We start from the raw sequence: 23,257 nt of genomic DNA, 5'->3' as shown, positions 1-23,257 counted from the left end.
TTTTCTATTCCATCTCTCCCCAGCCCGAAGGGCTGCCGGGAGGGAAAACCTTACCGAACACCCCGGAGCCGCTGCGGCTTCTTCTTCGCCCAGGCGAGCAGCTGCTCCAGCGGCCAGGTGTTGGCGATGTCAGCGGGGGTGGCCCAGGCCCGACGAGCCGTGGCCACCCCGAAGTGGATCAGGTCAAACTCCCCCGGGCTGTGGGCGTCGGTGCTGATCACCAGCTTGCATCCCAGCTCCAGGGCCCGCCGGGCCAGGATGTCCGGAAGATCCAAACGGGCCGGGTTCGCGTTGATCTCCAACAACGTCCCGGTTTCCGCCGCCGCCCGCAGGATGGCCTCCCAATCGGCATCCGCTCCCTCCCGCTCCCCTAACAACCGTCCGGTCGGATGGGCGATGATGTGGACGTGGGGGTGGCGGATGGCTGCCAGAAAGCGAGCCGTCACCCGCTCCCGGTCTTGCCGGAGGCCGGTGTGTACAGAGGCGACCACCAGATCCAGGGCGGCCAGAACCTCATCGGGGTAATCCAGGCTGCCGTCGGCCCGGATCTCCACTTCGGCCCCGTGGAGCACCCGGAAGCCGTCCCCGAGCTCCGCGTTGACGGCCTCCACTTCCCGGCGTTGCTCCCACAGCCGCTCCGGGGTCAGGCCCTTGGCCACTCCCAAGCTTTGGGAGTGATCAGTAAGCAATATATATCGGTAGCCTTTGGCCTTCGCCGCGCGGGCCATCTCCCGGATCGAGGCCTGGCCATCGCTCCAGACGCTATGGACTTGGAGGTCCCCCTGGAGGTCCTCCACCTCGATCAATCGAGGGAGGCGGCCCTCGAGGGCTGCCTCGATCTCCCCACGCCCTTCTCGCAACTCCGGCGGGATATAGGCCAGGCCGAGGCGGGCGTAGACTTCCTCTTCCGTTGCGCACAGGATCTCTTTTTCCGTTTCCACCCGGGTGAGGGCGTATTCGCTGAGGCTGTAGCCGCGCCGTAAGGCATGCTCCCGCAGCTGGATGTTATGTTGCTGGCTGCCCGTGAAGTATTGCAGCGCGGTCCCCCATCGTGCCGCCTCAATCACCCGTAGATCCGCCTGCAGGCCGTTCCTCAGACGGACGCTGGATTTGGTGGAGCCCTTGAGAAGCACAGCCTCCACGATAGGAAGCGAGGTGAACCGCTCCATCACCGCCTCGGGGTCCTCGGCCGCGACCAGGAAATCCAAGTCGCCGATGGTGTCTTTCATCCGGCGGAAGGAGCCAGCGGCGGCCAACCGTTGGACCCCAGGCACCTCCTGGAGGGCCCTCAGGATCTCCTGGGCCAGAGGCCAGGCCGCGCCCAGGGGCACGCGCCCGGCGATCTTCCGCCGTTTAACGGCCTCGATGCTGGCCAGGATCTTGCTCTCGAGCTTAGCCCCGAAGCCGGGCAAGCTCCGGAGCTTCCCGGCGCGGGCGGCCTCTTCCAGCTCCTCCACGGTGGTGATCCCCAGTTTCTCCCACACAGCTTTGATGCGCTTGGGACCCATATCCGGGATCTGGCGCATCTCCAGCAGGCTCTGGGGGATCTCGGATTTCAGGCGTTCGTAGAGCTCCATGCGGCCGGTGCGGATCAGTTGGTCGATCTTCTCCTCAATCGCCTCTCCCACCCCAGGGATGGTGCGCAGGGCCCCCTCTTGCCAGAGGTCGTAAATATCCCGTCCCAGGGCGGCGATGTTCTCCGCGGCCCGGCGGTAGGCCATGACCTTATAAGGGATCTCCCCCTGGATCTCCAGCATATCGGCGATGTTCTCGAAGATCTGCGCGATCTCCTGATTCGTCCATCGCCGCTCCATCGCTGCCTCCCTTGTTCGGATGGCCGTTTGGAATAGGACGCTTTAACACCCGGTGGAGTGTGACGGCCGTAAGTCGCCCGCTCGAAGCCGATGGCCAGCTGTCAGCCAGCGCTGCCAGGATGGCATCGGCGAAGGCTGATGTGTGGCGCGTAGCGCCTACCCCCTGATCTCATCATACCTCGAATGGTCCAGATGGTAGGAACTGCGCCGCGTGGGGCCTGCGAGAAAAGACAGAAGGGCCTCTCCCCATCATCCTCCCCCCCAATGCCCTTGGGGTGGTGGGGAGGAGGGATGAAAATCAGGAGGAAACCCGCTGCGTAACTTCTAGATGGAAACCGGAAGTGATCACCCTTCCTTGCCGATGGGTTAGCCCTGAGGGTGGGAGGGGCGCTCTCTTTCGCGGTTGGAGGCGACGCTCGTTGGGCCTTCAGGGGGATCGATATCGATTCCGCGGAGGCCGAAAGCGGCGAATCCCCCAACCAGCATCATCAACAGCCCGGCCCCTAAGAGCACCGGTCGAGGTCCCCAGAGCTGCCCAAAGAGCCCGGCGCTCCCCTGAGCGAGGGCCAGCGCGCCGTTCACGGTGAGGGTCACCAGGCTATCGACTCGCCCTCGTAGGATATTCGGGGTGATCTGTTGGATCATGGTGGCCAGGCCGGCTCGGGCCACCACGACGCAAAGCCCCATCGCCAGGGCGGCCAGGAGCACGAAGGCGAAGGTCTGGGCCTGGCTGAAAGCCACGGTGGCCAGCCCGGCGGCGGCCAAAAAGAGGCCCACCATAAGGGGAGTAGGAATCCGACGGCCCAGCAGGGGCACGACCCCCAACCCCAGCGCCAGGCCGATCCCCATCATGGCCATCGTCAGCCCGAAGCCGCCCGCTCGCACCTCCAGGACTTCTGCCAGGAAGGCCAGGCCGAGGACCTGCACCACGCCGATTCCTATGGTCGCGAAGGGCGTGACGATGGTCACCCTCCGGAGGGCGCGCTGGCTCCAGGCGAAGCGCAAGCCTTCCAGCAGATCATGTCCTGGGGAGTTCTGTCGGGTTGGTTGAGGGCGATCCATCGATTCCGGAAGATAGATCCAGGCCAGGGTGAGGGCGGAGATCAGGAACGTGACGCTATCCAAGACGAAGGCGGCGTAGGGCCCGAAGCGATCGACGAACAGCCCGGCGGAGATCCCGCCGGCTACCAGGGCGAGGATGTAGCTGGCCTGGAGCATCGTGTTGGCCTGAAGCAGATGGGCCGAGGGGACCAGGAAGGGGAGCACCGCGTTGCGGGCTGGGTAGAAGAAGAGCCCAGCGATGGCCAGGGCGGAGGCCAGCGGATACAGCCGCCACAGATCCGCGTTCATCCGAACCGTCAGCGCGCCGAGGACGATCAGGGCCCGGGCCACATCGGATCCAATCAACACGTAGCGGCGCGGCCAGCGATCCGCGAAGACCCCGCCCCACAGCCCGAAGAGGATCTGGGGCAGGGTGATGGCCAGGGCCAGCCCTCCGAAGGCCGCTCGGGAGTCCGTCAGGCGATCCAGCAGGCTCAGGCCGGCGATGAACAGGAACTGATCGCCCACCTGGGATAGGAACTGGCCTATCCACAACAGGGTGAAGGACCTCCCGAAGGGCCAGAGCGCGCGCCCGTTCAGCGGGAATCCCCTCATCGGATTCACAGGGGCAACTCGTAGATCCGATAGGTCTTGTAAATCCGCCCGCCCATCGCCTGGATGTCCCGGTTCATCATCAGATTGTTCTCCAGCACCCATGACATCTCGGCGCGCCGGTACCCTTTCGGGAGGGCGGCCTTCGCGGTCTCGTAATAGAACAGCGCGTTCACCCCCTGGGATCGCCACCCTTCCACCACCCCCATAGCCATCACCCGGATCGTATCCACCACCCGGCGCACCTTCCAGTAGTAGAGAAGCTTGAGCAACGTCCACCATTCTGGGACTCCCGGGCGTGGGTATGCCTTGTGTAAGGCTTGATTGAGATCTGGCAGGGTCAGAGAGAACCCGATGGGCTCCCCATCGACCTCTGCGATGAACACCAGGTCGGGGTCCACGAATTGGAGCAGTTGAGCCGCCATATGCTCGATCTCCGCATCGGTTAGCGGCACGAATCCCCAATTCCGCTCCCAGGCGGAGTTGTAAACTTTTTTGATGCGGTCGAGTTCCTCTCGGAAGCGCCGGATGTTCCCCGGGCGTACTCGGAACTTCGCCCGGTTCTTCAGCTTCTCCACCACCCGCACCAGCTTCTCCGGCCAGTTGAACACCTCCACTGTCAGCTCATAGGCGTAGAGATCCATTGCCTTCTGGAAGCCGAAGCTTTCGATAAAATCCCGGTAGTATGGCGGGTTGTAGCTCATTAGGATACGAGGTGGGTCGTTGAATCCCTCGATCAAGAGGCCGCACTCTTCGTTGGTGCTGAAGGTGGCCGGGCCGCGCAGGGCGGTCATCCCACGGGCCCGCACCCAATCCCGGGCGGCCGAAAGCAGCGCATAGGCGGCCTCGCGATCCGGTAACACTTCGAAGGCCCCGAAGAAGCCCACCTGCTCATTGTGGAAAGCGTTGTGCTGGTGGTTGATGATGGCCGCGATCGTGCCCACCGGCTCGCCGTCTCGTTGGGCCATAAAGAGGGCCACTTCGGCATGTTGGTAGAAGGGGTTTCGCCGCGGATCGAAGAAAGTTATCCGCTCGCTGATCAGCGGAGGAACCCAATAGGGGTCGCCCCGATATACACGCCAAGGGAACGTGACGAAGGCTCGGCGTTCCGCTGGCGTCCGGCATTCCTGGATTGTCAGCATGCTCGTGCTTCTCCCATCGGGATTTCGCCTGTGGGTCTGTTCGCAGTAGTCACCCTGGAAGGTAGTGCGTCATCCACATTTCTCCCCCTCTCCGCGGCCCGAAGGACCGTGGGGAGGGGGGATCAAGGGGGGTGGGGCCTCCCGCTTCCCTCACGGCGTATCCTCGGCGTGGAATGTCCGGATTAATTTGTTAAACTTCATTAGCGCCCGTTCTTGATCATCGGCCCAGCCCTCGAAAACCCTAAATTGAAATGCAGTAGTGATCGACCACTGCCCTGCGAAGCAGGATGGTTTCACGCTCTTTTTCCCTCCCCGTGCGATGAAGTTGCACGGGGAGGGAAAAAGTGTCCTACTACAAACAAAAGACGTACCTCCCGATGTGCCGATGCAGCGGACCAGGAGTCCTGTCCCTCTCCGAATTTCTCTGAAAGGTCACGAGGGATCCATTCAGGCGAGAAATGCCAACGCTCGAGGGAGGATACGGAACGTGGCCGGGGCTTCCCCGACCAGCTCCCCCTCGGCTTGAAGGAACATCCGTTCCCGGGCCTCGACATGGATTTCCCGGGCGCGCTGCCAGGTGATCTTCGGGTGCGTCAGGTGGGTCCCCCGATAGACGCGGGGGAGGTTCCACACAATTTCCCCCTTCCCCAGATCTCCCAGGAGGATCACATCGAACCAGCCGTCGTCGACCTCCGCATGAGGGGCAATGAACATCCCGCCACCGAAATATCGGCCGTTGCAGACGAGTACCGAGTTCATCCGACCGGAGCGCTCCCCTCCGTCCAATCGAAGCTTCACGGTTTTGTTTTGATACAAGAGCAGCGTGAGGAAGAGATATACGAGATATGTCCCAGTGGCCCCGAAAGCCTTGATCCCTCGATTGGTGCGATCGGCGACTTCTCCGTCGAAACCCAACCCGGCCGCGTTGATGAAGTAGCGGGTGACGGTTTCCCCGGCCCGTTGGCAGATCACCTGACCCACGTCCACGAGATGAGCACGTCCTTCGCGCAATCGTATGGCCGCCGCCACCGGATCCCGGGGCAGCCGGAAGGTGCGGACGAAGTCGGAGCCTGTGCCCAGCGGGAGCATGCCCAGACGCACCGTCCGCATCCGTTCCGGATCGTCTAAAGGGAGCCCATTCAGGATTTCATGGAGGGTGCCGTCGCCGCCCACGCCGACAATCGTGTTAAAGCCGGCTTCCAGGCCTTGTCGGGCCAGAGAGGTCGCATGGCCTGGCTCTTGGGTGAAAACAACCTCCATGCGGATCCCTTCCAAGCGGAGGCGGGCTTCCAGACCGCTCCAGCGTCGACCGGTGCGCCCGTTACCAGCCACTGGATTCACAATGACCCACCATGGATGCTCAGGCATCGCCGGCTGTCCTCACGATAGGGATGGACCACATGTATTCTATGTGGCCGCCGAACAGCTTACTACGGACTTCAGGCCTCTCGCCCCCCTCTCCGCGAACCCGATAGGGGCCCCGTCCTCAGGGCCTATACCGATGCTTTAAAAGGAGCCCCCCGGGCTTTTGAATAATCTGAGAATTCCCATAGAGGGGTGGGGGTGAGCCGGGCACCAAAGGCGCCCGGCTCGCTCCTCAAAATCCTTTTCATCCCTCCTCCCCACGGCCCCAAGGGCCGTGGGGAGGAGGGATGAAGGGAGATGGGGCTATCCGCTTGACCCGCACAATATGATTTGTGATTACTGAAAAGCCCTGAGCAACGCCCTCCCGGCGTTGACGCCTCAAGAAGGCCATGGTATGCTCAGAGCGGTAAATCCTCAAGCGCTGGAGCATCGCCGATGGCCAGGTCCCGCACCGAGCTGATCGTTCAGCGGCTCAAAGATCTCCAAGCCAGCACGCCCGACATCGAAGCTTCGGCACTGGTCTCCGTCGATGGATTGATCATCGCCTCCGCCTTGCCCAGGGATGTTGAGGAGGATCGGGTCTCCGCAATGTCGGCGGCGATGCTCTCCCTGGGGGAGCGGATCGCCAGCGAATTGGGGCGGGGGACATTGGATCAGGTTTATGTGCATGGATCGAACGGTTACGTGATCCTCATGGCAGTGGGCCAGGAGGCCGTGTTGACGGTGCTCGCGCGGGAGAACGCGAAGTTGGGCCTGGTCTTCCTGGACATGCGGCGGGCGGCCCAGGATCTCGCTAAATTGGTGGGGTAAATGGCCATGGGTTCGAGGAGCAATCGATGGGGAGCGGCCGCCGGGCCCTCCCCATCGATTTTTTAAGAGGGCCGTGGGGTGGTGTAAGCCCTGAGGGTCCACCGGCCCCAAAATCCTTCACTTCCCCCTCCCTACGGTCCAACGGGTCGCAGGGAGGAGGAAAGGTGGAAGGGTCTTGCCCTGCATGCGGGGAGGGCCCGATGAGCCGTTGGACTGTCCGCTTGTCCGATCGGAGTTGCGCAGTTGGTCTCCTGAAGGGGGTGGGGCCCTTCCGTCTTCCCTCGCGGGCTCCGAACCGTGTAATTCCTACTTAGTAAAGAAAAGTGCGGAGGGGAGGGTTGCATGACCAAATACATCTTCTGCACCGGTGGGGTAGTGAGCAGCGTGGGCAAAGGGGTGGCCGCAGCTGCTCTGGGACGCGTGCTGAAGGCTCGGGGACTGCGGGTCACGATGCAGAAGTTGGATCCTTACATCAACGTCGACCCGGGGACGATGAACCCCTTCCAGCATGGGGAGGTTTTCGTCACCGAGGACGGCGCGGAGACGGATCTCGACCTGGGGCATTATGAGCGTTTCATCGATGAGAATCTTACTCGGGCCAGCAATGTCACCACTGGGCAGATCTATGCGGAGGTGATCGCTAAAGAGCGCCGTGGAGACTACCTGGGAGGGACCGTCCAGGTGATCCCCCACATCACCAATGAGATCAAGCGGCGCATCGGCCTGGTCGCCAAAGTCCATCAGAACCCGGACGTGGTGATCGTGGAGGTGGGGGGCACGGTGGGGGATATCGAGGGCCTGCCGTTTCTGGAAGCGATCCGCCAGATGCGGCGCGACGTCGGCCGGGACAACGTCCTCTACATCCATGTGACCTGGCTTCCCTATATCGGGGCCACCGGCGAGTTGAAAACCAAGCCGACCCAACACAGCGTGAACACCCTGCGCAGCGTGGGCATCCAGCCGGATGTCATCATCGCCCGGGCGGACTACCCGATCCCGGATAACCTGCGGGAGAAAATCGCCCTGTTCTGCGATGTGGACTTGCGGGCGGTGATCCCATTGCCCACCGCGAAGATCCTCTACGAGGTCCCCCTGATGCTGGAGGAGGCCGGCCTGGGCGCCTTTGTGGTGGAACGACTCGGCCTTGCGTCCCGGGAGCCGGACTGGACCGAATGGTCCCACATGGTCAACGAGATGCGCCGCCCGAAGGAGAAGCTGCCCATCGCCTTGGTGGGCAAATACGTCGATCTCCATGACGCATACATTAGCGTCCGCGAGGCGCTCATTCACGCCGGCGTCGCCCATGGAGTGGAGGTGCAGATCGAATGGATCCCCGCGGAGGATCTGGAGCACGGCCGCTGCTGGGACCGCCTGAAGCGGGTCCACGGGATCGTTGTGCCGGGCGGCTTTGGCTACCGGGGGGTGGAGGGGAAGATCCTGGCCGCGCGTTACGCGCGGGAGAACCAAGTTCCCTATCTGGGCCTCTGCCTGGGGATGCAGGTGATGGTGATTGAGCTGGCTCGCCATGCCTTAGGATCCGATGAGCCCAACAGCACCGAATTCAATCCCCACACCCGCTATCCGGTGATCGACTTGTTGCCGGAGCAGCGGGATATCACCGATCTTGGGGGGACGATGCGGCTGGGCGCGTATCCATGCGTGCTGGTGCCGGGAACGAAGGCGGCCCAGGCCTATGGGGTGGACCTGGTTTATGAGCGGCATCGCCACCGCTTCGAGTTCAACAACGCCTATCGGGATCTCCTGCAGCGGGCTGGGCTGGTGTTCAGCGGTCTCTCGCCCGATGGCCGGCTGGTGGAGATCGTGGAGCTGGCGGGGCATCCGTTCATGCTAGGGACCCAATTCCATCCGGAGTTCAAGAGCCGGCCCAACCGGCCCCACCCGCTCTTTAAGGCCTTCATCGCCGCCGCAGCTGCTCGGCTGGATTAAGGGGTTCATGCTCGATGAAGGACGCTGGAGCCCTCTCCGTGGGAGGGCTTTTTCAGACTGAGAAGGCTGCCTCCGATGGCCCTCCCAATCCGAGAAATCCAGAGGGAAAGCCAACGGCGTAACCCCTTATAAGCGTTGCGCCGTTGGCTTTCCCCTGGGGGTTTGGGGCCCCTTTCGGTGGTCTACCCATCCTCAGATCAGGACAGGCGGAGGAAGAAGCCGAAGGCGATCAGCTCCAGCGCGACGGCGAAGGCGATGACGCCTCCGAGGGAGAGCTCGTAGATGGCGCCCATCGCCGTGCTCCCCAGGAACCAGGCCAGGCCGTAGATCCCGTTGAACAGGCCGTAAGCGGTGCCGCGCTCCTCCCGGGCGACCAGGGAAGGGATCGCCGCCCGCATGACCGTCTCCTGCCCTCCGATCACGGCGCCCCAAAGCATCACCCCGAGGAGCAGGGGCATCCAGCGATTGGAGAACACCAAGGGGGCGGCGAGGGCGCTGCAGGCCGGGATCATCAACAGCACCCGCAGGCCGAAGCGATCATAGAGCGCACCAAGCAGGAGGCCGGCGGCGGCATCCACCAGCATGGCCGTGGCGAACAGGGTGGGGATTGCCGGATCGGGCAGGAGGCCTGTTCGTTTGAGGTGGAACGAGAGCAGCTGGAAGTGAACCAGCCCGGCGACGCTGAGGGCGACGAAGGCCAGATAGTTGCGGAAGCGGGGGTTGGCGAGCCCCTTTGGGCGTCCCTGCCTCTTGATCGGCGGTTGGGATTTCCAGGTGGTGGGGGTTCGGATAAAGCGTGCGGGCGGCGATCAGGAGGGCCAAGGTGAGCAGCGCGGGGGCCAGCAAGGCGCCGAAGGCCAGATCGTAGCGGTGGGAGAGCTGGAGGATGAGGGCCATCAAGAGTGGTCCGCCCACGGCTCCGATTTGGTCGAGGGCCTCGTGGAGGCCGAAGCCTTTTCCGGGGCCCACCTCGCTGGCTGCGCAGGAGGGCTAGGAATTACGCAACGGATCTCCTCTCGGGGGCCCCGAACGGCGTAGCTCTTTTTAATTTTTCTCCTCCTGACATTCCTGAAGGCGCGTCTGCAGGTCCGCGTTGGCTGCCCGCAGGATTTGAAGCTCCGCCTGGAGGCTGCTGACTTTCAGCTCCAGGGCTTGAACGGCCTTCAACAACGTAAAGGCACGATATCGCATAACCGAAAGCTCCGCGTGGAGCCGGAGCGGATGCTGTTCGGTGGGGAGGGGGCTCGATCCCATTCGCTCCTGTAGGGCTGCCAACCCCTCCGCCAGAGCGATGCGAGCGATATCCTCGACCGCCTGGCCCTGAGCTGTCGCGATGGTCTGAAGCGCCTCCAGGGTCTCGGCCAGCACCGGAATGACCAGGGTGACGAGACGGGTCTTTGGGAAGAAGGTCTTCTCAAAGTCCTCCAGCATCTGAACCTCCGCTCGGTGGAGAGGGAAGGCTCGCCTTAAGGGATGCCTTGCCCCGCGTGGGCGGCATAAAGCCGGATGGCGTGAAGGATCCGCTCCTGGGCCCGCTCGGCGTTATCCCATCCCAGCGCTCGGACCCGCCCGCCTTCCAAGTCTTTATAGACCGTGAAAAAGTGAGCGACCTCTCGAAGGAAGTGCTGGGGGATGTCCGAGATGTCGTGATAATCCTGGAACAGTGGATCGTGAGCGGGGACCGCCAAGACCTTATCATCCGGGTTGTCCCGATCCAGCATCCGGAACAAGCCGATGGGCCGCGCCGTGATCATGCACCCTGGGAAGGTGGGCTCGGTGACCATCACCAGGACGTCCAAAGGATCCCCATCGTCGTAGAGGGTCTGAGGGATTAGCCCATAATCTCCCGGATAATGGATCGGGGAATAAAGCACCCGATCCAGCCGGATCATGCCGGTGGATTTATCGAACTCATATTTGTTGCGGGAACCCTTGGGGATCTCTACGATCACATGGATGAGATGGGGTATAGCAGGCCCCGGTGAAATATCCTTCCACAAATTCATCAGCACCTCCTGTTCGTTAATTTAATGAGATCCCTCTTTAAGGGCAGCGGTCTCCCACGCGGCCCGGGCGGCGCGCCGCACGGCTTCCGAGGGATCGTTCAAGGCTTCCCGCAGCGCCTCGCGGGCCCGAGGGTCATGGAAGGCCCCGAGGGCTTCGACGGCTGCCAGCCGAACGGGAAGCGGAACTTCCATCCGTAAGAGCACGGACAAGGCCGGGATGGCCTGGGGATCCCGAAGGCGTCCCAGGCTGCGGACCGCTGCCTCTTGGACCCCAAAATCCCGGGCATGAAGGGCGGCCTCGATCAAAACGGGAACCGCCCGGGGATCCCCGAGTTGTCCCAGGATGGTCGCTGCCAGGACCGCCCGGCTGCGCTCCGGGTGCCAGAGGGCGCGGAGCAGTTTCGAGAAAAAGTCCACATCTTCCTTCAACGAGGCCCCGCAGGTGGGGCACACCTCCTGGGCCTCGTCAGGGAGCTCCCTCCAGCAATTCGGACAAAAGCGCGTGATGCGCTCCATGGGAGGCCTCCTCGACAGCGCCCGGCCATCCATTCGCACATTCGGAAGGTAACCCCAGAATGAGGCGCGAACATACGAGTTGGGCGAGCGACGCATTGCTGGACGCGCCGATGGCAGCCCGAAAGGACCATCATGCCGGATCGGGCGCTTTCGGGGCCTGATCCAGCCCCCGAACACTTGGGGAAGGAGATCAACAGCTTGGCTCCTTCAGGTATCGAGGTTGCCCCGCGAATGGCGCAGGGCCTCCCGCAGGCGAGCGTTCTCTTCCTGCAGGCGGCGGACCACCTCTTGGAGCCCGACGCTCATGGTCTCGATGGCCCCGTGGCTGAGCTCCCACCGCTGGAGGGATTGTTCCGCTTGGAAGAGGCGGAACTTCATCACGGCGTAGCGCCCCTCCGTTTCGATCAGGCGCCGGATCAGGCGCTCCGCTTCCTCCGCGGAGCGCTTCCCTGTCGCCACTCCGGTGAGCACGGCGTGGCCCTCCGCGTAGGCGGCCCCCAAGCCCAGGAAGTAGAGCAGGCCCTCAATGTCAGTCAGGCCCCTGGACTCCCAGAAGGACCGCCATCGCTGCGCCGTCTCCTCATCCACTTCGATCGTCCAGCGCACCATCGCTCTTCACCTCCCCTACGAAGAAGGCGACCGCCCGAACCCATGAGCGGCGCTCTTCCGGGCTCATGGGCTCGTGGCGGTAATTCCAGTCGTGCTTGCGGATGTATTCCCGCAGGTTCCCAAGCAGGCGTCGAAGGCGCTGGGCCGTGTCGCTGGCCAACCAGGCGAAGCGATCGGGGGCGCGGTCGCGGGCGCAGACCAGGGCCATCCGCAGGTGAGGCAGGCACAGCCCATCGGAGGCCTCATAGCGCCTTCGCACCTCGGCTTCCGTCAGGCCCTCCACCAGCCACTCCGCATATGCCCGGGCCGCGTCCTCCCCCAGCCGGCACACCCGGCACCGCTGGCGCCCCTGCAGGCCGGGGACCCCATTGGGATCCGTAGCCGGAGAGAGAAAATGGGGGAAGGATCGGATCAGCCGATGACGGAAGGAGGAGGGGGGCCGGGCCGATCGATGGGCCAGCGCCTCTAGGCTGGGGATCACCCGTTGCAGGAGGTCCTCATAAAGGATGGCGTTCCCGAGCCCATCCCCATAACGCCGGGCCTCCAGGCGCTGCAGCTGCCAGGCGTGGCGATCGCAGAACCCGAGGCCTGCTGCCCACTGCTCCCGGGTGGCTGGATCGTTGATGTTCTCCCAGAGCAGGTTATCCAGGTAACGCCGCTCCGCTTCCCGCTGCAGACGACACAGCGGGCAGCCTGACTGCTGTATTGCATGAAGGAGATTCGCTAGCCCCCAGCTCATCACGGCTCTCCCCACTGCACTTCCATCCCCATCCGCCTGAGGAAAATAAAAAGCCTCTATCTCCCCGAGGGAGATAGAGGCTATCAGCCATGCCCAGCATGGCGGTTCGCGGGAACCCCCGCCCGGCGAGCCTCATCGCCGGGATCCTTGCGGATCACTTGGCATCTTATCGCAACCTCGAAAAGAAGACAAACAAAGGATTTATGCGTTTTGACCCGCTTGCGTTTTAGGGAATCGCCACCCTTTTCCGAAGCAACGGGCTCGAACCCCGAGAATTCCAAGGGACTATGGGGTATAGGGCATCGCCCCACCCCTTGCCCCCACGTGGCAAAGCCGCACGGGGGCCGGGGAATGGGTTTCTTCGGTGGGTGCAGACCACCAAAGGCGGCCCGCTGAACCGTCCGGAGACTTTCTGAACCCGTTCTGAACCGAAACATATTAAACTGAAGTCAGGCTCGGGATGGACAAGCCCTAAATGACCGAAGACGCTTGGGGAAGCTTTGGGGGCCGGGCAGGTTGCTGGAGAGGGTCGGCATGATCCTCGGCCTCCTGATCGCCCTGTGGGTGCCCATGGCCATCCCATCCTCAAGCTCATTACGGCTTTTGGGGGGCAGATCCATGCCTCACAGGAGGACGCAATGACACCGGAGCGCATCAACCTGTGGAACATGCCCGCGTGGGCTCAGCCTGCGGTCTACCTTTTCCATGCCCTCTGTCTGCTCGTTTTTCTCCTTGCCTTCTATCGACGGATTCGGATTTGGTGGGCGATCGGGAAACCCGAGGTGCGTTTCGATCGCATCCCGGAGCGCTTGATGCGGGTTCTGGTCTACGTCCTGGGCCAGCGTCGGGTGCTCCGGGACCCCATGGGGGGGCTGTCGCACGCCTCCCTCTTCTGGGGTTTTGTGATCTTCTTTATCGGCACCACCCTGGCTTTCATAGACGCCGATATCGTGAAGTTCCTCCGCGGATCGATCTACCTGGCCTACAAGTTCGTCCTGGACCTGTTCGCCTTCCTCGCGGTGGTCGTGGGCCTCGGCGTCTTGGCCTATCGCCGCTACCTCCAGAAGCCTCGCAAGCTGAGCTACGGCTGGAAGTTCGACCTCGCCATGCTGTGGCTGGCTGTGCTCCTGTTGACCGGCTTGGGCCTGGAATCCCTGCGACTGGCGGTGCAGCGACCTCCTTGGGCATGGGCCTCCATCATCGGATGGCCGATGGCCCAAATCTGGATCGTGAGCGGCATGGGCGAAGGGACCCTCCGTGCGATCCACCAGGGGCTCTGGGTCTTCCACGCCTCCCTGGCGGGCCTGATGTATCTGTTCATCCCGGTGGGCTTCCTCGTGCACATTGTTTCTTCTACATTAAACGTTTTCTTCTCGCGGCTGGATCGTCCCAACGGCGCCCTGGCGCCCATCCCGGACCTGGAGACGGCGGAGCGGTTGGGGGTTGGGACGTTGCGGGATCTGACCTGGGTGCAGCTGTTAAATGGGGAAGCGTGCACGGAGTGCGGCCGGTGCCAGGCCGCCTGCCCGGCCTACGCGGCAGGGACTCCCTTAAATCCCAAGCAGGTGGTGCTGGATGTGCGGAACACGCTTCACGCCGTGCTGCCTCCTACCCTCAACCCGTTCGCACCGATCCAGGTTCAGGAAGACCGCCTGGCGCTGACCGGGGCAGTGACGCCGAAGGAGGCGATCTGGGCCTGCACGACGTGTTATGCCTGCGTTTCCGAATGTCCGGTGCTCATCGAGCACGTAGACCTGATCGTTGGGATGCGCCGCTATCTCACCCTGATGGAGGGCGACATCTCTGCTTCCCTGTCGAACACCTTCCGGAACACCGAGCGGGCGGGCAACCCTTGGGGGCAGCGCACCTCCCGGCTGGAGTGGGCGAAGGGGCTGGAGGTCCCGGTGATGGCCGGGAAGGGGGAGGCGGAGGTCCTCTTCTGGGTGGGATGCGCGGGGGCCTTCGATCCGGGAGGCCAGCGGGTCGCCCGGGCCATCGCCCGGTTGCTGCAGGCTGCCGGGGTGGATTTCGCCGTGCTGGGCGATGAGGAGACGTGCACCGCCGAGTGGGCCCGTCGGGCAGGCCACGAGGCCATGTACGTCGCGGCCACCGAGGCCATCCTGGAGACGTTGCGGGCGTATCGGTTCCGCACGCTCCTCACGATGTGTCCGCACTGCTACAACACGTTCCGGAACGAATACCCCCAGTTCGGCGGCCGTTTCGACGTGGTCCACCACGCGGAGTTCCTGGCCCGCCTGGTGGAGGAGGGCCGGCTGCGGCTGAAGCAGGCACCGGCGCGTCGTATCACCTTCCACGATTCATGTTATCTGGGCCGCTACAACGGGATCTTCGATGCACCTCGGCGTCTGCTGCAGGAAAGCGGGGCGAAGTTGGTCGAGATGCCGCGGAGCCGGGAGCGCGGGTTCTGCTGCGGAGCGGGCGGCGCCCAGGTCTGGATGGACACCCCGCAGGCCCGCCCGATCCATCTCCAACGTCTGGAGGAGGCCATAGGCGTGAACCCGGAGGCGGTCGCCGTCGCCTGCCCCTTCTGTCACCTGATGCTCACCTCCGCCGCCCAGACCAAGGGGGTGGTGGATCAGCTCCCTATCCGCGATGTCGCGGAGATCATGGCGGAAGCCTTGGCAGACGGATCGGAGGCTTAGAAATCACCTCGAACCCATCGCGCCCTACGCTGCGGCAGACGGGCGCCCAGCGTTTCGATCCCGACCGGGTCTCCGGGGGGTTTTATGGAGGAGTTGCTCCAGCGTCTGGAGTCGACCCTGAGCGATCTGCGGTGGGCCCTCGCCCAGGTCCCGCCGGAGCGGGAGGCGCGGCGCCCTCCACCCACCCTGGGCGAATGGTCCGTCCGCCGTCACCTGTATCACCTTTGGTTTTATGAGCGCTACATCGCGTTGCCCCAGATGCGCTATGCTCTGGGCCTTCAGGGCCCCCTCCGCCCGAACGAGGTCCCCGACGAGGACCTCTCATGGCCAAGGGAGATCCCCGCTGCGGCCTGGTTGGATCGGTTGGAGGAGGTCCGCCGGGAGACCCTCGAGCTCTCCCGCTCCATCCCTTCCGAGGCCTGGAGCCGGCCGGTGCCCGGGACGGTGTGGGGAACGCGGACGCTGGCCTGGATCGTCACCAAGACCATCCAGCACACCTACGAGCACATGACCACGATCCTTCAAATCGCGCTTTTCTGGGAGATGGCGGCGGCCTTCGAGCCTCGGTGGGGGTTCGAATAAACGCCAGATCGTAGGGAACCCGTGTCCTTTCCCCCATTCGTGAGACCTCTGGAGGGCTGGGCTGGCTCCGAAAGTGGTCCGCCCAGCCCTCCATTCATTCGCGCGCTACATTTCCCCCCAAAAACGCAAGGGATTCCTCAGCCTCTGTGAGCATCAGCTCCAGGACGATGGGGCCGGTGAACCCGTGGGCTTCCAGGGTTTGAAGGAGCTCCCGGGCAGGAACTTCCCCTCGGCCTAAGGGGAGATGATCCGCCCAGGCGATGGAGCCGTCGGGCCGCTGGCGATAATAGCCATCGTGCAGGTGCACTTCCGCCAAACGGGGGAGGCAACGCTCCAGGACCTCTTGGAAAGCGAACGGCCCCGGCTGTCGGGAGATCACATGACCCGTGTCAAAGCAGAGGGAGAGATCCAGGGCTTCCGCCAGCTCCAGTGTGAGTTCCAGGGGGAACTGAATGGTCTCCACGGCCAGGGCTCGGGAGGGCAGCCCCGTGCGGCGCAGGAGCTCCTCAATGCTTCGGGCGGCTTGCTGCTGAAAGCGGCGCATCAAAGCCCCGCGGGCGGCCTCTGGGATGGCGGGCGAGGTGAGAAACTCCGCCGCCAAGGGCCCCGCGACGTGGAGCACGTAGACTTCCGGCTCCAGCGGGGCCAGCCGGAGGACGGCGTCCACCAGCCTATCCACGGACGCCCGTCGGATCCCTTCCACCGGGCTGGAGGGGTCGAGGGACCAAAGGGGAAGGTGCACCGTGTAGGTCAATCCTTGGGTCCTCCGGAGTTCCTGCAACCGTTGGAGGTCCGACAGGGAGAAGGACTCCGGGAAGAACACCTGCAGGTCGGTATTTAATTCCACCAGTCGGAACCCGCGCTCGGCGATCCGTTCCGCCACCTGGGCAGCATCCACCCGGATTTCCCCCCTCCCCTGGGCCAGCCAGGGCAGCGACAGCTCCAGCAACAGCGGCGCCTGAAGCAGCTGTATGCCGAATCGAAACCCCATCGCGCTCCCCTCACGTTCCAAATCGGGTCGGTAGGCTGGTTCAGCGCCCATCGGCTCACTCCTGGGCACAGCATCGGCGGTCGGCGCAGGCCGACTGCTGGCCGTAGGCCCGAAGAGGACGACTCCAGTCAGCGCCTCTTTTTCCTGACGCCGATTGGAAATCGGCCTCCCAGGGCGCTTCACGCCGAGCGTCCACCTTCGCGGACGCGGAAAGCTCGGTCGGCACAGGCCGGCCGCGGGCCGCAGGCCAAAAAGGATGATTTCAATCGGCATCCTTTACAGTAAATTTTTAGTTGCGATGGCTTCGCCGTCGCAACTAAAAATTATCACCTTCTTCACTGGGCGCGATCAGGCTCCGGGTTCCAGGCCGGCGCCTGCTCCTCCAAACGGACAATGAACGGGATCCGGAGCGCCAGGATCCCGATCAGCGCGCACGCGAGCCCACCCGCGAGGAACCAGATTTGCACCCCCAGCGCGTCCGCAACCGGACCTGCGATGGCCATACCCAGGGGTGCAATCAGCCCCACCACGCTGCCCATCACCAGAAGGACCCGACCCTGAAGGTTCGGAGGGACCACTGCCTGGAGGATCGCGAAGATCGGCCCATTGGTGATTACATTCATCACTCCTCCAAAGAACATGAGGCCGAGGGCGGCCGGGAAGGCGTTCGGGGGCAGAAGACCCAGCGTGAGCAGTGCGCCGCCCATCCCAACCAATCCGACCAGCGTGGTGTAAATACGGCGCCGGAACCCTCCCCACGCCCCCAGCGCCAGACCTCCGCTGATGATCCCAACTCCCCAGGCCGACTCCAACCATCCCAGCTCCAGCGCCCCGCCTCGGAAATGACGGGTGACCACCAGGGGAAGCAAAGCGAAGGCCGGGTTCACAGCGAAATTAATCAAAGCGCCCATACCCATCAACGCGAGCGCTCCGGACCAGCGGCGCACGTAGTTCAGGCCCTCCAGCATCTCCTGCCACCACGGCGGGCGAGCGGCTATCCCCTGGGAAGGTCGTGGGATTGCGATCACCAGCAGCGTCAGGATGGCCAGGAGGGCCGTGAGGACATCGATCATCAGCACCCCCGGGAGCGGCAGGACGCCGAGAAGGATCGCCCCTGCGGGTGGGGCGATCATATTCAGCGCGCCGCTAAGGGCCTGGTTCAGTCCGGCAATCCGGGCCAGATGACGTTCCGGGACCATCAGGGCGATGGAGGCTTGAAGGGCGGACCAGTGAAAAGTCTCCATGAGGGAGCGGAGGAACATCACCGCGTAAACCGGGCCCAGACCCAGGGGTCTCGTCGCTGCGAGGATGGCTAAGCCGAAGGTGAGGCTTGCCATCCCGCCATCCGAGACCACCATAATCGTCCGACGATCCCAGCGATCGACCAGAGCCCCAATGGCAGGACCCAGAAGGACCCCAGGCAGCAGTGCCAGCAGGGTGGCCATGGAAAGCGCAGTGGCGGAGTCCGTCGTGCGGGCGATCCACCAGACCAGAGCGAACTGAACCAGCATGCTGCCGAACAGGGAAAAAGCATGCCCGACCCAGAGCGTCCAGAAAGCGCCTGAAATTCGGGGAGGGGCCTGGATTGCTGGGTTCTGGGATTCAGTCATCGGAGCATTATCCCTTCGGATGAGAAGATGGGGGATGGGCGGCTTTCTTAAGGGAAGACATGCCGCCGCCGCTCCCCAGCGGATTTGTCTCTCCTAGCGCTCGGGCGATCTCCTCAAACGGTGTGGATAATGCGACGGCCTTATGTATGTGGGTAACCTGCCCCTGCAGTGGAAGGATCATCCACACACGTTGGGGAGACGGCCGTCCCGCGTTCTTATGTGTATCCGATCTATTCCACGGTGATCTCCACCCGTTCCCCTTCCTCTTCATCTACCACTTCCACAAGCTTTCCGATCCCTCCTTTCCGTAAGCCTTCCAACACTTCCTGAAGCTGACCTCCGGAGATCCCTGATAAGAAACGTCCGCTGATCCGAAGGCCCAGATCCGCCAGGCTGAGCGGAATGGTCACATGAACCCGCTGGCGTCCGGTGGTGGCATCGGTGACCCGGATGCGCAGCCAGCGAGCGGGTGGAACAGAGCCCCCCTGGGCGGCTTCGGCCCCCTGAAGCGCTTTCAAGAGTTCTAAGCCCTGTTCGGCCGTGATCTGGCCGGCCTCGATCATCTTCAAAATCCGCAAACGCTCGTCATCCCGTGCCATCGTGACCTCCTTGCCCGCTCAGCGATTTGCGCTCACTGGTTGCTTTGTCGCAAAGATGAGGTGGATGGAAATTCCACTGTTTGCAACAGAACATCTCGCTTCCTCACAATTCGAAGGGCCATGGAGGGCGAGGAGGGAAAGCAGCCGATCTCACCCCGTCCCTCACCTGGCCCTCAGATCGCAGCGCATCCCGATCAATGTGCGGATCGGTTGGAAGCCAAGGGAGAGCAGGGCGGCGGAGAGCGCAGGCTCCTCCCCTGTCAGGGCCATCAACGGAAGCCCCGGAGGGATTCCGAGCAGGGCGGTCTCCACCAGCCACCGGGCATGCTGAGGGGTTCCGGAACTGGCGAGAAAGGCCCGCAGGGTCAAAAGGCCCTCCCGCCGGATCCAGGCAGCTGCCCCCACGATTTCCCTGCCTGCAGTTTCGATCACCCAGAGGGTTTTCCATCGTGGTCCGAGGGGCCATGGGCTGAGGGCCATCGGAAGCAGGCTCAGGGGTTCAAACAAATGCAGGGCAGGGTTCTCTACCGAGGCGATCCAAGCCGAAAGGGAGGACGCTTCCCCTGGCCAGGCTGGTCGCATCCGGCAGCCCGGAACCTCCGGCGGATACGATGATGGAACGGGCGCGGACCAGGCCTCCCGGCGCCAGACCTGAATCCGCCCGATCTCCATAAAGCCCAGCGATCGGTAGAGTCGAAGGGCCGGGGCGTTATCCGCCCGAACCTGGAGGGCCGCCCAGCGGCCCCCGTGGGCCCGGGCGTATTCCAGACAAGCGGAGACCAGGGCCCGGCCAATCCCCCTTCCCCGGAACCCCTCCGCCACCGCCACGTTCGCGATCAACCAGCCATCCGACCCTGGTCGGAAGCGGCGAACCATGGTGTAGCCCACGATGCGACCGCCTTCCACCCAAACATATCCCGGAGCGAAGGTCTCGCCGGGCGGGAGGAACCATTCCAACCCCTTCAGGAGCCAGCCCAGGCGGGACCAGAACCGCAGCTCCCGGATGATCCGTTGGCCGGTTTCATCCAGCTCGCTCGCGAAGGCCTCCGCCAGCAAATCGGCGATCCCCCGTAGATCCCGTCGCACATCCGCGGGGCGCAGCCCGCTCGTGGCCTTCCGCCCGGATGCAATCACCATCCTTATCCCTCCGGAGGCCCTGCACCCCGCAGCCGCTGGAGCGCCTCCTCATACGAGATCCGGCCCTCCGCCAGCGCCTCCAGGATCTGGATGCGTTCCTCCGGGCCCGGGGGCGCTTCGGCTTCCGCCTCATAGCCCATCGCGCGCAGGATCTCCTGGAGCCGCTTGCGCAGCGTCGGGTAGGAGAGGCCGGTCAGGCTCTCCAGCCGGGTGAACTTCCCCTCGCTCCGCAGGAAGAGCTCCACAAAGGCAAGCTGCTCTGCGGAAAGGCGGGCCAGCCGGCCGAGCTGGAATCGGCCCTCGATCCGCGTCTCGCAGGCCGGGCATCGCAGCGCCACAACGTCCATGCCCTCCCCACAAACCGGACACACGCCGAGCCAGGCAGTCATGCCCTTAGTCCTTGGGAATCTTAACAGGTCCTTTTAAAATTTTAAATAACTCATTTTAAAAAGTCAAGCTCATGGGAAAAATGGTAGCCCTCCGAATTCGGGTCCCCAGCGGGAGGGGGAGGGTCCTGCGGAGCGCCGGTTCGCTCACCCGATGGGCTGGATCGGCGGCTTGTCCGCTCGGTCGAATCCTAAGGGCGGTAATTCGATAAGGGGCTATAGGGCGGGTGGTGATCACTCCATTCGGTGATGTTTTTCTTCGCGGGGCGCGGGCCAATCCCCTTCCGCGGGCCCCGCCTCCAAAATATTTCCCTCCCCACCACCCCAAGGGCGGTGGGGAAGGGAGGTGGGGCCCTTCGGCCTCTTCCCGCAGATCCCAAGCTGTGTAACTCCCACCTTTTGAGCTAAAATGAAGAAGTACTCGCATCCACAGGCCATCCGGCCCCAAGCGCTCTCTGTTGGAGGCGGGAGGGGAGTGGCCTGTGCTGGGCGTGCGATCCCAAGCTGTATTGAGGAGAGGATCTATGGCGAATGAAACGCGAAGGGCGGCTCGCGCGGCTGGCTCCGATGGCGCGGTGGAGGCGGTGACGGCCTATGACGCCAGCCAAATCCAGGTCCTCGAAGGTCTGGAGGCGGTCCGTCGTCGCCCGGGGATGTATATCGGCTCGACGGACATCCGGGGCTTGCATCATCTGGTCTATGAGGTGGTGGACAACGCCGTCGATGAGGCCCTGGCCGGGGTTTGCACCCATATCCTGGTGGAAATCATGGCCGACGGCAGCGTCCGGGTCACCGACAACGGGCGGGGCATCCCAGTGGATCTCCATCCTCAGACCGGGCGGCCGGCCCTCGAGGTCGTGATGACCACGTTGCACGCGGGCGGGAAATTTGGGAGCGGCAGCTACAAAGTCGCCACCGGTCTCCACGGTGTCGGTGTGAGCGCGGTCAATGCCCTCTCCGAGTGGCTGGAGGCGATTGTCCAGCGGGATGGCTACCGGTATCGTCAACGCTACGAGCGGGGGCGCTCGGTGACCTCGGTGGAGCGAATCGGCAAGGCGGATCCATGGAATTGGTATGCGGACCCGCGCTTCCCGCCGGCGGAGCACGGGACCATCGTCCACTTCAAGCCGGATCCGGAGATCTTCCGCGGGGGGATCGATTACAAGTTTGAGACCCTGGCCCAGCGCTTTCGGGAGATGGCCTTCTTGACCCGGGGGCTCACCATCACGCTGGTGGATCGGCGGGAGGACCGGGAGATCACATTCTACTTCGAGGGCGGGATCCAGTCCTTCGTCCGCTACTTGAACCGTAATCGTCAGCCGCTCCATCCCATCTGGTATGTGGAGCGGACGGTCGGGGATATCCTGGTAGAGGCCGCCCTGCAATACACGGACACCTATAACGAGACGGTGCTGGCTTTCGCCAACAATGTGAACACCGTGGATGGTGGGACGCATCTCACGGGGTTCCGCGCCGCCCTCACCCGGACGTTAAATGATTACGCACGGAAATCCGGGCTGCTCAAGGACAGCGATCCGAACTTCACCGGCGAAGATGTGCGGGAGGGGCTCACTGCGGTCATCAGCGTGAAGCTGCCGGAGCCCCAATTCGAAAGTCAGACCAAGAGCAAGCTGGGCAATGCTGAGGTCAAGGGGGCGGTGGAGTCGGTGGTCGGCGAGGCGCTGGCCCGTTGGCTGGAGGAGAACCCGCGGGAGGCGAAGGCCATCATCCAGAAATGTCTCACCTCGGCCCGCGCCCGGGAGGCCGCGCGCCAGGCCCGCGAGCTGGTCATCCGCAAGAGCGCACTGGAATCCCTAACCTTGCCCGGTAAGCTGGCGGATTGTTCGGAGCGCGACCCCGAGAAGGCCGAGCTGTTCATCGTGGAGGGGGACTCGGCGGGGGGCTCGGCCAAGCAGGCCCGCGATCGCCACTTCCAGGCGATCCTGCCCCTGCGGGGGAAGATCCTGAACACCGAACGGGCCCGGTTGGACAAAATGTTGGCCAACGAGGAGATCCGGGCGCTGATCTCCGCCATCGGCACCGGCATCGGGGATCAGTTCGATATCTCCCGGCTGCGCTATGGAAAGATCATCATCCTCGCCGACGCTGATGTGGATGGGAACCACATCCGCACCTTGCTCTTGACCTTCTTCTTCCGGCACATGACGCCGCTCATCGAGAACGGCCATGTTTACATCGCCCAGCCGCCGTTGTATCGGGTCGAAGTGAAGAAGACCCGGGAAGTCTTTTACGCTTACTCCGATGCGGAGCGGGATGAGATCTTCGCCAAGCTGCGCAAGCGGGGGATCGACCCGGCGGACGAGCGCCAGGTGGTGACCCAGCGCTACAAGGGGCTGGGGGAAATGAACCCCGAACAGCTGTGGGAGACCACCATGGATCCAGCGCGGCGGATCCTGTTGCGGGTGACCATCGAGGACGCCGCGGAGGCGGATCGGGTGTTCGATATGCTGATGGGCGCGGCGGTGGAGCCTCGCCGCCGCTTCATCCAGGCCCACGCGAAGGAAGTCCGGAACCTCGACGTGTAGGCTCCCTCTTTCGGGCCCCAGCAACATCAGGAAGGAGGCGGTGGGACGGATGGCTTCACCCCTACCGCCTCCTGTTTTTCTCCGCACTTGCACAATCTGGTAGTCGTTCCATTCGGGAGTGGTCGTTTTTTCCGTCGTGGGG

At 63.6% G+C, this 23,257-nt stretch carries 20 protein-coding genes and 1 riboswitch; of the genes, 5 read left to right on the top strand and 15 right to left on the bottom strand.

What is annotated here, in order from left to right; all coding sequences use genetic code 11:
* Positions 1-50: 50 nt before the first annotated feature.
* The 4 genes from polX to ACFMO5_RS05690 all read right to left on the bottom strand — a co-directional run bounded on the left by polX (position 51) and on the right by ACFMO5_RS05690 (position 5,977).
* A complete protein-coding gene (gene polX / locus ACFMO5_RS05705) occupies positions 51-1,814 on the bottom strand; it encodes a DNA polymerase/3'-5' exonuclease PolX (RefSeq protein WP_376791791.1) in 1,764 nt (587 codons plus the stop codon).
* Positions 1,815-2,180: 366 nt separating this feature from the next.
* Positions 2,181-3,470, bottom strand: a complete 1,290-nt coding sequence (locus tag ACFMO5_RS05700) for an MFS transporter (protein ID WP_376791790.1) — start codon at positions 3,468-3,470, stop codon at positions 2,181-2,183.
* 5 nt (positions 3,471-3,475) lie between these two features.
* Positions 3,476-4,609 (bottom strand): N-acetyltransferase, encoded by a 1,134-nt coding sequence (locus tag ACFMO5_RS05695; protein ID WP_376791789.1) that lies wholly within the window; start codon positions 4,607-4,609, stop codon positions 3,476-3,478.
* 447 nt (positions 4,610-5,056) lie between these two features.
* Positions 5,057-5,977, bottom strand: a complete 921-nt coding sequence (locus tag ACFMO5_RS05690) for a diacylglycerol/lipid kinase family protein (RefSeq protein WP_376791788.1) — start codon at positions 5,975-5,977, stop codon at positions 5,057-5,059.
* A gap of 432 nt (positions 5,978-6,409) precedes the next feature.
* Between ACFMO5_RS05690 and ACFMO5_RS05685 the strand changes: the two genes are divergently transcribed.
* Together ACFMO5_RS05685 and ACFMO5_RS05680 are read left to right on the top strand one after the other, a co-directional pair.
* Entirely contained in the window at positions 6,410-6,784 is a 375-nt protein-coding gene (locus ACFMO5_RS05685) for a roadblock/LC7 domain-containing protein (RefSeq protein WP_376791787.1), read from the top strand.
* 342 nt (positions 6,785-7,126) lie between these two features.
* On the top strand, positions 7,127-8,731 hold the full coding sequence (locus ACFMO5_RS05680) for a CTP synthase (RefSeq protein ID WP_376791786.1): 1,605 nt from the start codon (positions 7,127-7,129) through the stop codon (positions 8,729-8,731).
* Between the two features lie 197 nt (positions 8,732-8,928).
* Here ACFMO5_RS05680 and ACFMO5_RS05675 read toward each other — a convergent pair whose 3' ends face one another.
* The 6 genes from ACFMO5_RS05675 to ACFMO5_RS05650 form a co-directional block, all read right to left on the bottom strand.
* The gene (locus ACFMO5_RS05675; protein ID WP_376791797.1) at positions 8,929-9,339 is read right to left on the bottom strand and encodes an MFS transporter; all 411 of its coding nucleotides are present in this window, start codon (positions 9,337-9,339) and stop codon (positions 8,929-8,931) included.
* A 436-nt stretch (positions 9,340-9,775) separates the two neighbouring features.
* Complete coding sequence (locus tag ACFMO5_RS05670) at positions 9,776-10,162, bottom strand: hypothetical protein (protein WP_376791785.1); 387 nt, start codon at positions 10,160-10,162, stop codon at positions 9,776-9,778.
* Between the two features lie 35 nt (positions 10,163-10,197).
* A complete protein-coding gene (locus ACFMO5_RS05665) occupies positions 10,198-10,737 on the bottom strand; it encodes an inorganic diphosphatase (RefSeq protein WP_376791784.1) in 540 nt (179 codons plus the stop codon).
* A 21-nt stretch (positions 10,738-10,758) separates the two neighbouring features.
* The gene (locus ACFMO5_RS05660; RefSeq protein WP_376791783.1) at positions 10,759-11,253 is read right to left on the bottom strand and encodes a HEAT repeat domain-containing protein; all 495 of its coding nucleotides are present in this window, start codon (positions 11,251-11,253) and stop codon (positions 10,759-10,761) included.
* A gap of 207 nt (positions 11,254-11,460) precedes the next feature.
* The gene (locus tag ACFMO5_RS05655; protein WP_376791782.1) at positions 11,461-11,862 is read right to left on the bottom strand and encodes a hypothetical protein; all 402 of its coding nucleotides are present in this window, start codon (positions 11,860-11,862) and stop codon (positions 11,461-11,463) included.
* On the bottom strand, positions 11,834-12,601 hold the full coding sequence (locus ACFMO5_RS05650; RefSeq protein WP_376791781.1) for a DUF6062 family protein: 768 nt from the start codon (positions 12,599-12,601) through the stop codon (positions 11,834-11,836). Before ACFMO5_RS05650 ends, ACFMO5_RS05655 begins: the two co-directional genes overlap by 29 nt.
* Before the next feature lie 67 nt (positions 12,602-12,668).
* A riboswitch (Fluoride riboswitch) is annotated at positions 12,669-12,750 on the bottom strand.
* 489 nt (positions 12,751-13,239) lie between these two features.
* Here ACFMO5_RS05650 and ACFMO5_RS05645 point away from each other — a divergent pair.
* Positions 13,240-15,264: a heterodisulfide reductase-related iron-sulfur binding cluster gene (locus ACFMO5_RS05645; RefSeq protein WP_376791780.1), complete on the top strand. Its 2,025-nt coding sequence runs from the start codon at positions 13,240-13,242 to the stop codon at positions 15,262-15,264.
* Between the two features lie 84 nt (positions 15,265-15,348).
* Positions 15,349-15,846, top strand: a complete 498-nt coding sequence (locus tag ACFMO5_RS05640) for a DinB family protein (RefSeq protein ID WP_376791779.1) — start codon at positions 15,349-15,351, stop codon at positions 15,844-15,846.
* Between the two features lie 94 nt (positions 15,847-15,940).
* On the opposite strand, the gene cbiR is transcribed toward ACFMO5_RS05640, so the two are convergent.
* The 5 genes from cbiR to ACFMO5_RS05615 form a co-directional block, all read right to left on the bottom strand.
* Positions 15,941-16,888, bottom strand: a complete 948-nt coding sequence (gene cbiR / locus ACFMO5_RS05635) for a cobamide remodeling phosphodiesterase CbiR (protein ID WP_376791778.1) — start codon at positions 16,886-16,888, stop codon at positions 15,941-15,943.
* Between the two features lie 284 nt (positions 16,889-17,172).
* Positions 17,173-18,447 (bottom strand): MFS transporter, encoded by a 1,275-nt coding sequence (locus ACFMO5_RS05630; protein ID WP_376791777.1) that lies wholly within the window; start codon positions 18,445-18,447, stop codon positions 17,173-17,175.
* A 230-nt stretch (positions 18,448-18,677) separates the two neighbouring features.
* Positions 18,678-19,046: a hypothetical protein gene (locus ACFMO5_RS05625; RefSeq protein WP_376791776.1), complete on the bottom strand. Its 369-nt coding sequence runs from the start codon at positions 19,044-19,046 to the stop codon at positions 18,678-18,680.
* 162 nt (positions 19,047-19,208) lie between these two features.
* Entirely contained in the window at positions 19,209-20,183 is a 975-nt protein-coding gene (locus tag ACFMO5_RS05620) for a GNAT family N-acetyltransferase (RefSeq protein ID WP_376791775.1), read from the bottom strand.
* Between the two features lie 2 nt (positions 20,184-20,185).
* The gene (locus ACFMO5_RS05615) at positions 20,186-20,572 is read right to left on the bottom strand and encodes a DUF2089 domain-containing protein (protein WP_376791774.1); all 387 of its coding nucleotides are present in this window, start codon (positions 20,570-20,572) and stop codon (positions 20,186-20,188) included.
* Positions 20,573-21,093: 521 nt separating this feature from the next.
* On the opposite strand from ACFMO5_RS05615, the gene gyrB reads away from it, so the two are divergent.
* The gene (gene gyrB / locus ACFMO5_RS05610) at positions 21,094-23,115 is read left to right on the top strand and encodes a DNA topoisomerase (ATP-hydrolyzing) subunit B (protein ID WP_376791773.1); all 2,022 of its coding nucleotides are present in this window, start codon (positions 21,094-21,096) and stop codon (positions 23,113-23,115) included.
* Positions 23,116-23,257: the final 142 nt, after the last annotated feature.

This window comes from Thermoflexus sp., assembly GCF_042408365.1.
In the GTDB taxonomy this organism is placed as follows: domain Bacteria; phylum Chloroflexota; class Anaerolineae; order Thermoflexales; family Thermoflexaceae; genus Thermoflexus.
The sequence above is the reverse complement of the archived record's forward strand: the minus strand, read 5'-3'. Positions and strand labels throughout refer to the sequence as shown.